Origin of the sequence: Testudinibacter sp. TW-1 (assembly GCF_050613185.1) — a bacterium.
Classification (GTDB): Bacteria; Pseudomonadota; Gammaproteobacteria; order Enterobacterales; family Pasteurellaceae; genus Chelonobacter.
Window position 1 is genome coordinate 1140785 of record NZ_CP192511.1, and the last position, 12785, is coordinate 1153569.

General features: G+C 49.1%; 11 protein-coding genes. 6 read left to right on the forward strand and 5 right to left on the reverse strand.

The features are described from left to right. Positions 1 to 9: 9 nt before the first annotated feature. From ACQ31U_RS05520 to ACQ31U_RS05535, 4 genes are read left to right on the forward strand one after another with little or no spacing between them, the layout of a single operon-like run. Complete coding sequence (locus tag ACQ31U_RS05520; RefSeq protein ID WP_431054073.1) at positions 10 to 885, forward strand: ABC transporter permease subunit; 876 nt, start codon at positions 10 to 12, stop codon at positions 883 to 885. A 20-nt stretch (positions 886 to 905) separates the two neighbouring features. Further along, a complete protein-coding gene (locus ACQ31U_RS05525; RefSeq protein WP_431054074.1) occupies positions 906 to 1769 on the forward strand; it encodes an ABC transporter permease subunit in 864 nt (287 codons plus the stop codon). A gap of 14 nt (positions 1770 to 1783) precedes the next feature. Next, positions 1784 to 2866: an ABC transporter ATP-binding protein gene (locus tag ACQ31U_RS05530; protein WP_431054075.1), complete on the forward strand. Its 1083-nt coding sequence runs from the start codon at positions 1784 to 1786 to the stop codon at positions 2864 to 2866. A gap of 19 nt (positions 2867 to 2885) precedes the next feature. After that, positions 2886 to 3953 (forward strand): endonuclease/exonuclease/phosphatase family protein, encoded by a 1068-nt coding sequence (locus tag ACQ31U_RS05535; RefSeq protein WP_431054076.1) that lies wholly within the window; start codon positions 2886 to 2888, stop codon positions 3951 to 3953. A gap of 171 nt (positions 3954 to 4124) precedes the next feature. Here the strand turns inward: ACQ31U_RS05535 and ACQ31U_RS05540 are convergent, their stop codons facing one another. The 4 genes from ACQ31U_RS05540 to rhuM all read right to left on the reverse strand — a co-directional run bounded on the left by ACQ31U_RS05540 (position 4125) and on the right by rhuM (position 8452). Continuing rightward, positions 4125 to 5627, reverse strand: a complete 1503-nt coding sequence (locus ACQ31U_RS05540) for a helicase HerA-like domain-containing protein (RefSeq protein ID WP_431054077.1) — start codon at positions 5625 to 5627, stop codon at positions 4125 to 4127. Positions 5628 to 5691: 64 nt separating this feature from the next. Continuing rightward, complete coding sequence (gene hxpB / locus ACQ31U_RS05545; protein ID WP_431054078.1) at positions 5692 to 6363, reverse strand: hexitol phosphatase HxpB; 672 nt, start codon at positions 6361 to 6363, stop codon at positions 5692 to 5694. A gap of 194 nt (positions 6364 to 6557) precedes the next feature. Then, positions 6558 to 7433 (reverse strand): HTH-type transcriptional activator IlvY, encoded by an 876-nt coding sequence (gene ilvY / locus ACQ31U_RS05550; RefSeq protein WP_431054079.1) that lies wholly within the window; start codon positions 7431 to 7433, stop codon positions 6558 to 6560. A 38-nt stretch (positions 7434 to 7471) separates the two neighbouring features. Continuing rightward, the gene (rhuM, locus tag ACQ31U_RS05555) at positions 7472 to 8452 is read right to left on the reverse strand and encodes a RhuM family protein (RefSeq protein WP_431054080.1); all 981 of its coding nucleotides are present in this window, start codon (positions 8450 to 8452) and stop codon (positions 7472 to 7474) included. 145 nt (positions 8453 to 8597) lie between these two features. Here rhuM and ilvC point away from each other — a divergent pair, with 145 nt between their 5' ends. Then, positions 8598 to 10079 carry a ketol-acid reductoisomerase gene (ilvC, locus tag ACQ31U_RS05560; RefSeq protein ID WP_431054081.1) on the forward strand — a complete coding sequence of 494 codons (1482 nt, stop codon included), beginning with the start codon at positions 8598 to 8600 and terminating at the stop codon, positions 10077 to 10079. A 69-nt stretch (positions 10080 to 10148) separates the two neighbouring features. Here the strand turns inward: ilvC and brnQ are convergent, their stop codons facing one another. Next, entirely contained in the window at positions 10149 to 11438 is a 1290-nt protein-coding gene (gene brnQ / locus ACQ31U_RS05565; RefSeq protein WP_431054082.1) for a branched-chain amino acid transport system II carrier protein, read from the reverse strand. Between the two features lie 276 nt (positions 11439 to 11714). Between brnQ and ACQ31U_RS05570 the strand changes: the two genes are divergently transcribed. Beyond that, a complete protein-coding gene (locus ACQ31U_RS05570) occupies positions 11715 to 12761 on the forward strand; it encodes an extracellular solute-binding protein (RefSeq protein ID WP_431054083.1) in 1047 nt (348 codons plus the stop codon). Positions 12762 to 12785 lie beyond the last annotated feature (24 nt).

Here is a 12785-nt window from a genome sequence, read left to right on the forward strand (position 1 = left end):
GATCACAAGATGAATAAAAGAACCTTTAAACATTCTGCATTACCTTATCTGTTTATTGCGCCGCAATTGCTGATTATCGCCATTTTCTTTGTTTGGCCGGCGCTGCAATCGCTGAATATGAGCTTCTATTTGGAAGATCCGTTCGGTTTCAGCTCGACCTTTGTCGGTTGGCAAAATTACATTGATGTGTTGAGTAATCCCAATTATTACAAATCGTTTCGCTTCACGATTATTTTTTCCGTGTTGGTCACTTTTTTCTCATTGGCGATTGCGCTGCTGCTGGCGGTGAAAGCCGATCAGGTGATCCGTGCCAAAAACAGTTATAAAACCCTGATTATCTGGCCTTACGCCATCGCGCCGGCAGTGGCGGGGTTGCTTGCCGTATTTTTGTTCGATTCCCATGTCGGACCGATGTATAAACTGTTGAACCAAATGTGGGCGTTCGATCATAAACTGGACGGCGTTGACGCCACTCTTGCGCTGGTGCTGATTTCGGTGTGGAAACAGGTGAGCGTGAATTTCGTCTATTTTATCGCCGGTTTGCAAGGCATTCCCAATTCGGTGAAGGAAGCGGCGGCGATTGACTGCAAAAGCCGCAGCAAACGTTTCTGGACGATTACCTTTCCGCTGTTAGCGCCGACCACTTTTTTCTTATTGGTAATCAATATCACTTATGCGTTTTTCGAAACCTTCGGCATTATCGACACCCTGACCCGCGGGCGCCCGAGCGGCGAAACCTCGACGCTGGTGTATAAAATTTATCAAGACGGTTTCTTGGGGGCGGATCTGGGGGGCAGTTCGGCGCAGTCGGTGATCTTGATGATTTTCGTGATGTTGCTGACGGTGGTGCAGTTCCGTTTCTTAGAAAAGAAAATTCACTATTAGCGGGCGTTTGAGGAATAACGATGAAAACAAAATTTTTCGACCATTTTATTTTAATCACCGGCGTGATTTTCTTAATGCTGCCGGTGTGGTTAGCGCTCACTTCCTCCACACACAGTGCGGAATATCTGGCGCGCAACGGCATTCAATTTTGGTTCGGCGATGAATTTATCAGCACTTACAAAGAGTTGCTGTTCGGTTCATCCAGCGTATTTTTAAACGACACCTCGGTGCAAATCAAAGGCGCCAGTGGTTTGCTGATGTTGAAAAACTCACTGATTCTGGGTTTTGGTTTTGCGATTGGTAAAATCGTTATCTCGATGTTGGCGGCGTATGCGATTGTCTATTTCCGCTTCCCGATGGGCACTTTCCTGTTTTGGATTATTTTCAGCTCGTTGTTGTTGCCGTTGGAAGTGCGGATTATCCCGTCTTATGAAATCGTGGCGCAACTGGGCATGGTCAACAGCTATACCGGGCTGATTTTGCCGCTGATTGCTTCGGCGACCGCGACGTTTTTCTTCCGCCAATTTTTTCTGTCGATTCCCGATGAATTAATCGAAGCGGCGAAAATGGATAACGCCGGCCCGTGGCGCTTTTTCATTGATATTTTGCTGCCGCTGTCGAAAGCGATGATTGCGGCGATTTTTATCATTATGTTTGTGGTCGGTTGGAATCAGTATTTATGGCCGATTTTAATGACCACCGACGAGAGTTTCAAAACTCTGTTACTGGGGATTAAAGACATCATCAATGTGTTGGACGACGGCAAAATTCCGGCTTATAACCGCGCATTTGCGCTGGCGGTGTTGTCGATTGCGCCGCCGGTATTGGTGGTGGTGCTGTTCCAAAAATGGTTTATCAAAGGCTTGGTTGATTCCGACAAATAAAAGAGAGAAAAAAGATGTCAGCATTAGAAATCAAAAACGTAAGCAAAATTTATCCCAACGGCAAAGCGGCAACCCACAATGCCAATATCAGCATTGAAGCCGGGGAGTTTGTGGTGTTTGTCGGGCCGTCCGGCTGTGGTAAATCCACGCTGTTACGCATGATTGCCGGCTTGGAATCGATCACGTCCGGCGATATGTATCTCGCCGACGAGCGGATTAACGATCTTGAACCGGCGGATCGCAATATTGCGATGGTGTTCCAAAACTACGCGCTGTATCCGCATATGACGGTGTTTAAAAATTTGGCGTACGGCTTGATTAACCGCAAATACCCGCAAGCGGAAATCCAAAAACGGGTGGAAGAAACCGCCAAATTACTCCAGTTGAGCGAATACCTTAATAGCAAGCCGAAAGAGTTGTCCGGCGGACAACGGCAGCGGGTGGCAATGGGGCGCGCGATTGTGCGCGAGCCGAAATTGTTCCTGTTTGATGAGCCGCTTTCCAACCTTGACGCCAAATTGCGTAATACCATGCGCTTGGAGATCAAAGCGTTGCAACGGCGGTTAAATATCACCGCGGTTTACGTGACTCACGACCAAGTGGAAGCGATGACTATGGCGGATAAAATCGTGATTCTGAATGCCGGTAAAGTGGAACAAATCGGCACGCCGAAAGCGATTTACCACCGTCCGGCAAATCTGTTTGTCGCCACCTTTATGGGCTCGCCGGCGATGAATATTCTCGAAGCGACCTTGCACAACGACAGTCTGCGACTGCCGAGCGGACACTATTTCAAACCGCACTTTGACTTGCCGCCGCAGTATCAAGGCAAAACAATTAAAATCGGAATCCGTCCGGAAAAAATTCAGCTCTCTCAGCAAAAACCGACGGTGGAAAATCCGTTTTTGCTTGCGGTCAGCGTAGTGGAGGATTTGGGCGCGCAGCGGGTGATTCACGGCAATTTAGGCAAACAGCCGCTGCTTGCCGTCACCGAAATGAGCAATGTGCCGGCGGAAGACGCCCTGTATTTTAGCGTTGCCAGCCGCGATATTTATCTGTTTGACGGCGAAACGGGGCAAGCCATTTACCAAAACTAATACCAGCAAAGGAGGCGCTATGGCACTGGCATATTCACTACCATTTGATGAGCGGGCGGAGATTCCGTTAATTACTCAATTATGCTCGGAACTGGAAAGCGTACCCGAGTCGGTTTTTGAAGAGATCCGACAGGCGGCGCGTAATCATGAAGTGCATAGGCGTTATATGCAGTTGCCTTGCTTGCAAAGTATCGAGTGCGGTCATCGTGGCGCAGGACAAAAATTATCGCGTCATTTTCGTGTTGTGGCATGGAATTTGGAGCGTTGTTTGGATGTCAGCGCAAGTGCGGTTTTGTTGCGCCGACATAATCCCGATATTGTGCTGTTATCGGAAATGGACAACGGCATGGCGCGTACCCAACAACGCCACACCACCCAAGCGTTAGCCAAAGAGTTGGGCATGTATTATCTGTACGGCGTTGAATTTTTAGAGTTGGATTTAGGCAGTGAAATCGAACGCAAACTGGCAACTGACGACTTCAACCGCCACGGTTGGCACGGCAATGCCATTCTGAGCAAAGTGCCGTTTAAATCAGCGGCGATGTTGCGTTTTGACGATCACGGACATTGGTTTAACGGACAAAAAGTGGGCGATCACTTCGGTGAAGCGCGGATTGGCGGACGCATGGCATTGTTGGCAGAAGTGGCGACTTCGCAAGGGAATTTATTGGTGGTCAGCACCCATTTAGAAAGCAACGTTAATCAAGATTTGACTTACCGTGAACAGCAAATGCGCACCCTAACACAAGCCTGCCAACAGTTTAAACCGGATTTACCCGTGATTATCGGTGGCGATCTGAATAGCGGCAACAATCTTGCCGACGGCTTGGATCACCGCGCCGAACCGCTGTTTGCCGCAATGGAACAGCTTGGTTACCATTGGCAAGCCAATCCCGACGGCGTGACCACCCACCACTCGCATATCACCTTGCGCCAAACGCGGCAACAAAAACTGGATTGGTTCTGCGCCAAACAGATCCGCTGCTCGCACAGCGAAATCCTCTCCGCCTTCACACCCGACGGCACGCCGTTGTCGGATCATGAACCGATTTTAGCCGATTGGGTCTATCCGAAATCACTGGGCTGACCGCACTTTTAAAACAGCCTAAAAAAGCCTTATGATAAGGCTCAGGTTGATGACAAAGTAATAATTTCCCTCCCTCCGTATACGGAGGGAGGTGTCCGTAGGACGGAGGGAGGCATAAAGAATGTTAAAAATGAATTTGATCTATAAGGCTTAATTTATTAAGGTAGTGATTTATTTCTTCAACGCTCCTAATAAGCCGCGCACAATTTGATTAGTGATTTTGTTGCGGATATTGCGTCCGATACTCTTACTGACGCTACTCACCACTTGTTCTGTCATGGTCAGTTGTTCGCCGCGTTTTTTACTGCCGAAGATCATGCGGCTGAGGCTGTTGACCAAACTGTTATCTTCCTCTTGCGCCTGTTCTGCCTGCTTTTGCGCCACCGCATCCAGATTTTGTTGCTCGGCAGTCAGCACTTCAAACGCCGATTCGTTATCCACATAGTCGCGGTAGAACAGATAGAGATCGTCGGCTTTTACCCAAGCTGACCGCTCTTCAAGCGTGATCGGTTTTAACTGGCTTTTCGGCGGGTAAATGTAGGCGATTTCGACCGGCGTCGGCATCCCTTTTTCGTCTAAAAACGACACCAACGCTTCGCCCACGCCAAGTGCGGTAATGGCTTCGACCACATTCACTTCAGGATTGGAGCGGAACGTTTCGGCGGCGGATTTGACCGCTTTTTGATCGCGCGGGGTGAACGCACGCAGCGCATGTTGAATGCGGTTGCCCAGTTGCCCCAATACGCTGTCCGGCAAATCGAGCGGATTTTGCGTAACAAAATAGACGCCCACGCCTTTGGAACGGATTAAGCGCACCACTTGTTCGACTTTTTCGACAAGTGCGGTCGGTGCGCCGTCAAACAGCAAGTGTGCTTCGTCGAAGAACATCACAAATTTCGGCTTTTCCGGATCGCCCACTTCCGGCAGTTGCTCGAACAGCTCTGCCATCAGCCATAATAAAAACGCACCGTATAAGCGAGTGGAATTAATCAATTTTTCTGAATTAAGAATATTGATCACGCCTTTGCCGTCACGGGTTTGCAGCCAATCGTCTAAATTCAGCGCCGGTTCGCCGAACAGATTGATTGCGCCCTCGTTTTCCAAAGTCAGCAACGAGCGTTGAATCGCGCCGACGCTGGCGGCGGAGACATTGCCGTATTCGACGCGATAGGTGGCGGCGTTGTCGGCGACGTGTTTTAACATCGCGCGTAAGTCTTTCAAATCAATCAGCAGTAAGCCTTTATCATCGGCAACGCGGAACACCAAATTCAACAAGCCCTCTTGGGTGGCGTTGAGATTGAGCAAGCGCGACAGCAGCAACGGCCCCATTTCGGAAATGGTGGTGCGCAACGGAATGCCGCTTTCGCCGAACACATCCCAAAACGAGACCGGATAGCCGCTCAAATAGCTTGCGCCGCCCAAGTCAAATTGTTCGATTCGTTCGGCGACTTTGCCTTGCAGTTCGCCGGTTTTGACCAAGCCGGAAATATCGCCTTTGACATCGACCAAAAACACCGGCACGCCGTCGTCGCTAAAGGCTTCCGCCAGTTTGCGCAGGCTGATGGTTTTGCCGGTGCCGGTTGCGCCGGCGATCAAGCCGTGGCGGTTCGCCATTTTGGCGGTCAGCGAAAGGGTCTTGCCGCTGTGGGTGCGGGCGAGGGCATATTGGGTCATAACATCTCCTTATAGATGAACATAATCGGGCTGATGATAACGGATTTACGTTATTGACGAAAGCTTAAACCGCACTTTTAGCCACTCTGTCATGTAACAATGCCGGCAGCTCCAACAGCGACTCTAAACGACGGTCGGCAATCGTGTAACGCGGATCGTCGCGCAAGGCTTGCGGCGGAATGGCGATGGCTTCCATTTGCGCCGCTTTGGCGGCAATTACGCCATTGACCGAATCTTCGATCGCTAAGCAGTCTAACGGCGATACGCCGAGTTTTTGCGCGGTATCCAGATACACTTGCGGGTGCGGTTTACCGTATTGCAATTCGTTGGCGGAATTAAGCGAAATAAAATAATCGCGCAGTTGCAGGCTATCGACCACCGCATTAATCACCTGCATATTGGAAGAGGAGGCAAGCGCCACTTTAACCCGTTGGCTTTGCAGCCATTGTAGCGAGCCTTGCACGCCCGGCAGTGCTTCGCCGTGTTGTTGAATCCAATAGATCACCGCTTTGTTCATTGCCGCCGCAATCTCAGCCGCTTTTTCCTGCGGCAGATGGAATTGTTTACACCAGTTATGCGCAATATCTTCCACCCGCTTGCCGACGGTGGCGTCAGCGTCGGCTTGTGTGATTTGCACGCCGCATAAGCGTTGCATGACCTCGAATTTCGCCGCTTCCCACGCTGGTTCGGAGTCGATCAAAATGCCGTCCATATCGAAAATGACTGCTTGTAACATTGGGTCTCCTTGTCTCTTTCTCTAATAATTTCCCTCCCTCCGTATACGGAGGGAGGTGTCCGAAGGACGGAGGGAGGCATAAAGAATGTTAAAAAGTAATATGTTGCATTTTCATATTGCCCCTCCCTCCCCATTTTTCTTGCGAAAAACGGTACTCCCTCCGCACGCGGAGGAAGAGAAGTAAGTTTAATGTACTACAAAATGCCCCAAAATGCCTTGATTAACGGTTGTTGTAAACGTTTTTTCTGCACGCACACCCCCAGCTCGAACGGCTTGACCGACAGCGGCAGATCAAGATGGGAAACCTGCCCGTTCATCGGGCTGTTTTTAATCACAATATCCGGCAGCAACGCCACCCCGCAACCAAGCGCCACCATCGGCACAATGCCCTCGTGCCCGCTGACCGAGGCGTAAATTTTCGGCTGTTTGACATTCATATGCTTAAACCAGAGATCAATCCGCTCCCGCACCGGACCGGCGACCGGCAGGATAAACGGAATCTGTTCCCAATCAATCGGGCGTTGTTGCAATAAGCGGGTGGAATGGCAAGCTACGCGCGGCGCAATCAGCGACAATTGGATATGATCGATAAAATGAAAATCGATATTGTCCGGCAATTTCAGCGGTTTGCCAACCAACGCCAAATCCGCCTGCTGCGACCGCACTTGCTCCAACGCATTCGCCGGATCGCCGGTGGTGAGTTTGATTTCCACTTTTGGATAGTGGCGGCGAAAGGCTTCCAAAATCGGCGGCAGGTGGCTGTAGGCGGCGGTGACCGAGCAATACAGTTTCAGTTCGCCGCTCAGTTGCTGTTGCTCCGGCTGTAGCTGGGTTTTAATCTGTTGCCAACGTTGCCAAGTGGAAAGCGCATAGGGCAAAAACAGTTCACCGGCTTCGGTTAAACGAACCTGACGATTATCGCGCAAAAACAGCGGCTGTTTCAGCTCCGCCTCCATTTTTTGAATTTGGCGCGACAAGGTGGACGGGCTCATATGGTTTTGCATAGCAGTTTGGTTGAAATTGCGCTTTTCCACCAAATCCAAAAACAGTTTTATCTCTTGAAAATTCATCTGACCGCACTTTTGTTTTCTATTATCTCAGCTAGGGCTTATTGTTTATCCAATTGTTTGATAAATCGATCGAAATCCGACGTAATCTTTTGCTGTCGGTTAAATGCACGATATTCTTCAACGGCTTTTTGCGTGGCTTGTTTGTGGCTGATTTTGCCGTTATCTTGTAAAATCTCATAACGATTGAAACTCAAAAAATCATCAATGCTTTTGGCAAAATCCTGCATTGCCAATAAATGTTCATCTTCTAACAGCCGTTCCACATAATCGAAATATGCCGATACATTGCGTTCCAGTTTTTTAATTTCCTGATCGGAAAGATAATTTTTTGCCACCACCACATCAGATTGTAAAATTCGCCCGTCGGGGGCATTTTTCCACGTCGTCAGCCCCATGTGTTTTTTGTGTTGATTGGCGTGGTGATACACAATTTCCGCAGCGGTCTGTCCGGTAATGGAATAATGAAATTTATTTTGTACAGTGGCATAAAATTGTTGGGTGATAGTTGAATTTTTATCATAATCATAGGAAATTTCGGCGAAAATATCAGTCAGTTGCTTCCAAATCCGTTGCTCACTGGCGCGGATTGAGCGGACGGTTTCCAGCAATTCGCGGAAATAGTCTTTACCGAAGGCATTTTCACCGTGTTTCATGCGCTCGACATCAACGATAAAGCCTTTTTGGATATAGGATTTCAAAATCTCCGTTGCCCAAATACGGAATTTGGTGGCTTTGTTGGAATTGACTCGGTAGCCGACAGAGATAATGGCATCAAGACTATAAAATGTCGTCAGGTAGTTTTTTCCATCAGCGGCAGTTGTTCGGGTTTTCCGAACAACTGAACTGTGTTCAAGCTCACCACCGTCAAAGATATTTTTTAGGTGTTCGCTCACCGTTGATTTTGCCACCCCAAACAGCTGGGCAATGCTTTTTTGTGTTGCCCACAGGGTTTCATCTTGCACCAAGACTTCAGTGTGTTCGCCGTTGTCGTAAATTAAAAATTGGATTTCTTTCATCATCTCCTCCTATCTCTGCGCAAATCATTGCACAAAATGCAATTATAGATTGTAATAATATCAATTTTCGCAATCAGGATTTTAGTCTATACTGCCCTCACTTGTCCACTTCGGACACTTTTTCAACCGATAAATAAGGAAAAAGACTATGTCGAACTATTTTAACACCTTGAACCTGCGTCAGCAGTTAGCGCAATTGGGGCAATGCCGTTTTATGGCGCGCGAAGAATTTGCCGATGAAGCGAATTACCTGAAAGGTAAAAAAATCGTGATCGTCGGCTGCGGCGCGCAAGGTTTAAACCAAGGTTTGAATATGCGTGATTCCGGCTTAGACGTGAGCTATGCGTTGCGTAAAGAAGCGATTGCGGAAAAACGCGCCTCATTCACCCGCGCCAGCGAGAACGGCTTTAAAGTCGGCACTTATGAAGAGCTGATCCCGACGGCGGATTTAGTCATCAACTTAACCCCGGACAAACAACACTCGGCGGTGGTGCAAGCGGTTATGCCGTTGATGAAACAAGGGGCGGCATTGGGCTATTCGCACGGCTTGAATATCGTCGAAGTGGGCGAGCAAATCCGCAAAGACATCACGGTGGTGATGGTGGCGCCGAAATGCCCGGGGACGGAAGTGCGTGAAGAGTACAAACGCGGTTTCGGCGTGCCGACTTTGATTGCGGTGCACCCTGAAAATGATCCGCAAGACGAAGGTTGGGCGATTGCCAAAGCGTGGGCGGCGGCGACCGGCGGTCATCGTGCCGGTTGTTTGGCGTCCTCTTTCGTCGCCGAAGTGAAATCCGACTTAATGGGCGAACAAACCATCCTGTGCGGGATGTTGCAAGCCGGTTCAATCGTGTGCTACGACAAATTAATCGCCGACGGCAAAGATCCGGCATATGCGGGCAAATTAATCCAATACGGTTGGGAAACCATCACCGAAGCCTTAAAACAAGGCGGGATCACGCTGATGATGGATCGTTTGTCCAACTCCGCCAAACTGCGTGCGTTCGAGTTGTCCGAGCAAATCAAAGACGAATTGGCGTTCCTGTTTGAAAAACACATGGACGACATCATCAGCGGCGAATTCTCGGCAACCATGATGGCGGACTGGGCGAATAACGACGTAAACTTGCTGACTTGGCGTGAACAAACCGGCAAAACCGCGTTCGAAAATGCACCGAAAGCCGACGGGATCAAAATCTCCGAACAAGAATTCTTTGATAACGGCGTGGTGATGGTGGCAATGGTCAAAGCCGGGGTTGAATTGGCGTTCGATACCATGGTCGCCAGCGGTATCTACGAAGAATCCGCCTACTACGAATCGCTGCACGAATTGCCGTTGATCGCCAACACCATCGCGCGCAAACGTTTATACGAAATGAACGTGGTGATTTCCGACACCGCCGAATACGGGAACTACCTGTTCGCCAACGTCGCCACCCCGATTTTACGCGAAAAAATCATTCCGACCCTGCAACGCGGCGATTTAGGCGAAGCGACGCCTACGGTTGAAATCGACAACGTGACCCTGCGTGATGTCAATGACGCCATCCGCAACCACCCGATCGAATACATCGGTCAAGAGTTGCGCGGTTACATGACCGACATGAAAAAAATCGCCGTTGCCGGTTAATCAAACCGCACTTTGACTTTTTTCGGTTAAGCAATCAATCCCTTTCGTGAGCGCGAAAGGGATTTTTTGTTATTTGCGTCCCAATACCACACTCAACCCCAACGCGATTAACGCCGGTACAGCCCAGCTTAAGCCGAGGTGATAAAACGGTATGTGGTTGAGTAAGCGATCGATTTCTGCGGGCAGCCAACCGAGATTATTCAGGCTGTCGCCGAGACTGAACAGTAACACCACGGCAATCGTCGAGCGGTAACTCAAGCGGGCATTCGGCAAGTGCGGTCGTAGCAGTTGTAGCGCCACTAGCATGATCGCCATCGGATAGATCAACAGTAATGCCGGAATGGTCACCCGCAACAGGGTGGTTAAGCCGGCTTCGGCGATGACGGTGGTGGCGATACTGAATAAAATGACGAAAAATTTGTAATTTAAACGGTGGTGGAATTGGGAAAAATAGTCGGCGCAAGCGCTGGTGACGCCGACTAAGGTGGTCAAACTTGCCAATAACACGATCGCGCTCATCATTAATAAACCGCTTTTGCCGAACAGTTGGTTGACATAGGCGGAAAAAATCTGTCCGCCGTTGCTGGCGTGCTGCGCCACCGGGGCGCTGGTTGCGCCCAAATAGAACAGGCACAGATACAGCGCCGCCAGCAGTACCACCGACACAACACCGGCACTGAGGGCGTATTTCAATACCGCACTTTTTTGCGCCACCCCTTTCACCGCCAAGGCGCGCGCCACAATACCGCCGAATGCCATCGCCGACAGCACGTCCATGGTTTGGTAGCCGCTGACCAAGCCGGTTGCCACCGCCGCATTGTCAGCATAGGCATGGCTAGGCGAAATAATATCGGATAAAGGATTGGTCATCACCGCAAAGCCGACTGCCGCCAGCAACAGCAATAATAACGGTGCCATAAATTTGCCGATACTGGAAATCATGGTGCTGCGCCCGAGCATAAAAAACAGCGCAATCAGATTAAAAACAATCGCAAACAGAATATGCGAATAGCCGCCGTTAAACAGGTTGAGCGGTTGCCACGCCATTTCATAGGCGACATTGGTAATCCGCGGCATGGCGAAAGTCGAGCCGATCACCAGATATAAAATCGACCAAAACGCCACTTCCAGCCATTGCGGCAGATCGCGCGACAACTCTTCACCGCGTCCTTTCACCGACACCACTAGCAGCGTAATAAACGGCATGATCACGCCGGTAAGGATAAAACCGAGTGCCGCCCATAGCCAGTACGTGCCGGCTTGATAGCCTTCCATCGGCGGAAAAATAATATTGCCGGCGCCTAAAAACAGCGAAAAAATCATCATGCCCAAAACGGCAATATCTTTACGAGATAACATATCGTTCAGCCTTAAATTTAAAAATAGGCGAATTATAGGCTATTTTCTTATTTTCAGAAATAAAATTCAGTTGTGATTGTATTGTCTGGTATTTTATATGGAATCTTCTTACTTTGTCAGGATAAAATGTTAATTATTCGCTTTGGACGGCGGTCGGCGACAAAATCGGTTAGAAAAAGCCGGTTCGTCTTGCTATACTGGCTGCGCCTGCTAATGTGTCACTTTTAACCGCACTTGTATACTGCCTTGTCCGTTAAGGCGTCGGAGGATTGAAAATTGAAAAGATTATTTGCCAGCCGTATGCTGAAACCGTTGCTGCTTGGCGCACTGACGTTTTTCAGTGCGTCGGCTTTCGCACAGAAACTGTATGTTTACAACTGGACCGAATATATTCCGTCAAAATTATTGGCGGATTTCACCAAAGAAACCGGGATCGAAGTGATTTATTCGACCTTTGAAAGCAACGAGGAAATGTATTCCAAAATGAAGCTGACCAAAGACAGCGGCTACGATTTGGTGTTTCCGTCCAGTTACTACATCGGTAAAATGGCGCAAGAAGGTATGTTGCAGCCGTTGGATAAAAGTAAAATCAACAACTTAACTAACATCAGCGCAGAGTTGTTGGATAAACCGTTTGACCCGAATAATGTATATTCGCTGCCGTATGTGTATGGCCTGACCGGTATCGGCGTGAATGCCGCCGATATTGACCCAAGTGCGGTCAGCAGTTGGCAAGATTTATGGCGTCCGGAATATAAAGGCAAAGTGTTGCTGACCGCCGATTCGCGCGAAGTATTCCATTTTGCCTTGTTATTATTGGGTTATTCGCCGAACACTAGCGATGAAAACGAAATAAAACAGGCGTATGAATTGCTGAAAAGTCTAATGCCGAATGTGGTGGCGTTTAATTCCGATTCGCCGGAAGTGCCGTATTTGCAGGGCGAAGTGGATATCGGCATGATTTGGAACGGTTCCGCATTCCGCGCCGAGCAGGAAAATCCGGATATCCGCTTTGTTTATCCAAAAGAAGGGGCAATTTTCTGGATGGACAACTATGCGATTCCGAAAGGTGCGAAAAACAGTGATGCCGCCTATCAATTTATTGATTTTATGTTGCGTCCGGAAAGCGCCAAAGTGGTGATTGAAAGCATGGGCTTCTCAATGCCGAATAACGGTGTAAAAGCCTTATTGGACGAAGCCGATGCCAACAACCCGACCTTGTTCCCACCGAAAAGTGAAATTGCAAACGGCGTGCTGCAAGCCGATGTGGGCGACGCAATTGATCTTTATGAGAAATATTGGAATTTGCTGAAAACCCATTAATTATTGACTCTTCCCTCCCTCCGC

Excerpts from the sequence above, each read along its gene's own strand:
- rhuM (WP_431054080.1), bottom strand. The coding sequence starts at position 8,452 with ATGATGAAAGAAATCCAATTTTTAATTTACGACAACGGCGAACACACT.
- ACQ31U_RS05540 (WP_431054077.1), bottom strand. The coding sequence starts at position 5,627 with ATGACCCAATATGCCCTCGCCCGCACCCACAGCGGCAAGACCCTTTCG.
- ACQ31U_RS05535 (WP_431054076.1), top strand. The coding sequence starts at position 2,886 with ATGGCACTGGCATATTCACTACCATTTGATGAGCGGGCGGAGATTCCG.
- ACQ31U_RS05520 (WP_431054073.1), top strand. The coding sequence starts at position 10 with ATGAATAAAAGAACCTTTAAACATTCTGCATTACCTTATCTGTTTATT.
- ACQ31U_RS05530 (WP_431054075.1), top strand. The coding sequence starts at position 1,784 with ATGTCAGCATTAGAAATCAAAAACGTAAGCAAAATTTATCCCAACGGC.
- ilvY (WP_431054079.1), bottom strand. The coding sequence starts at position 7,433 with ATGAATTTTCAAGAGATAAAACTGTTTTTGGATTTGGTGGAAAAGCGC.
- ilvC (WP_431054081.1), top strand. The coding sequence starts at position 8,598 with ATGTCGAACTATTTTAACACCTTGAACCTGCGTCAGCAGTTAGCGCAA.
- ACQ31U_RS05525 (WP_431054074.1), top strand. The coding sequence starts at position 906 with ATGAAAACAAAATTTTTCGACCATTTTATTTTAATCACCGGCGTGATT.
- brnQ (WP_431054082.1), bottom strand. The coding sequence starts at position 11,438 with ATGTTATCTCGTAAAGATATTGCCGTTTTGGGCATGATGATTTTTTCG.
- hxpB (WP_431054078.1), bottom strand. The coding sequence starts at position 6,363 with ATGTTACAAGCAGTCATTTTCGATATGGACGGCATTTTGATCGACTCC.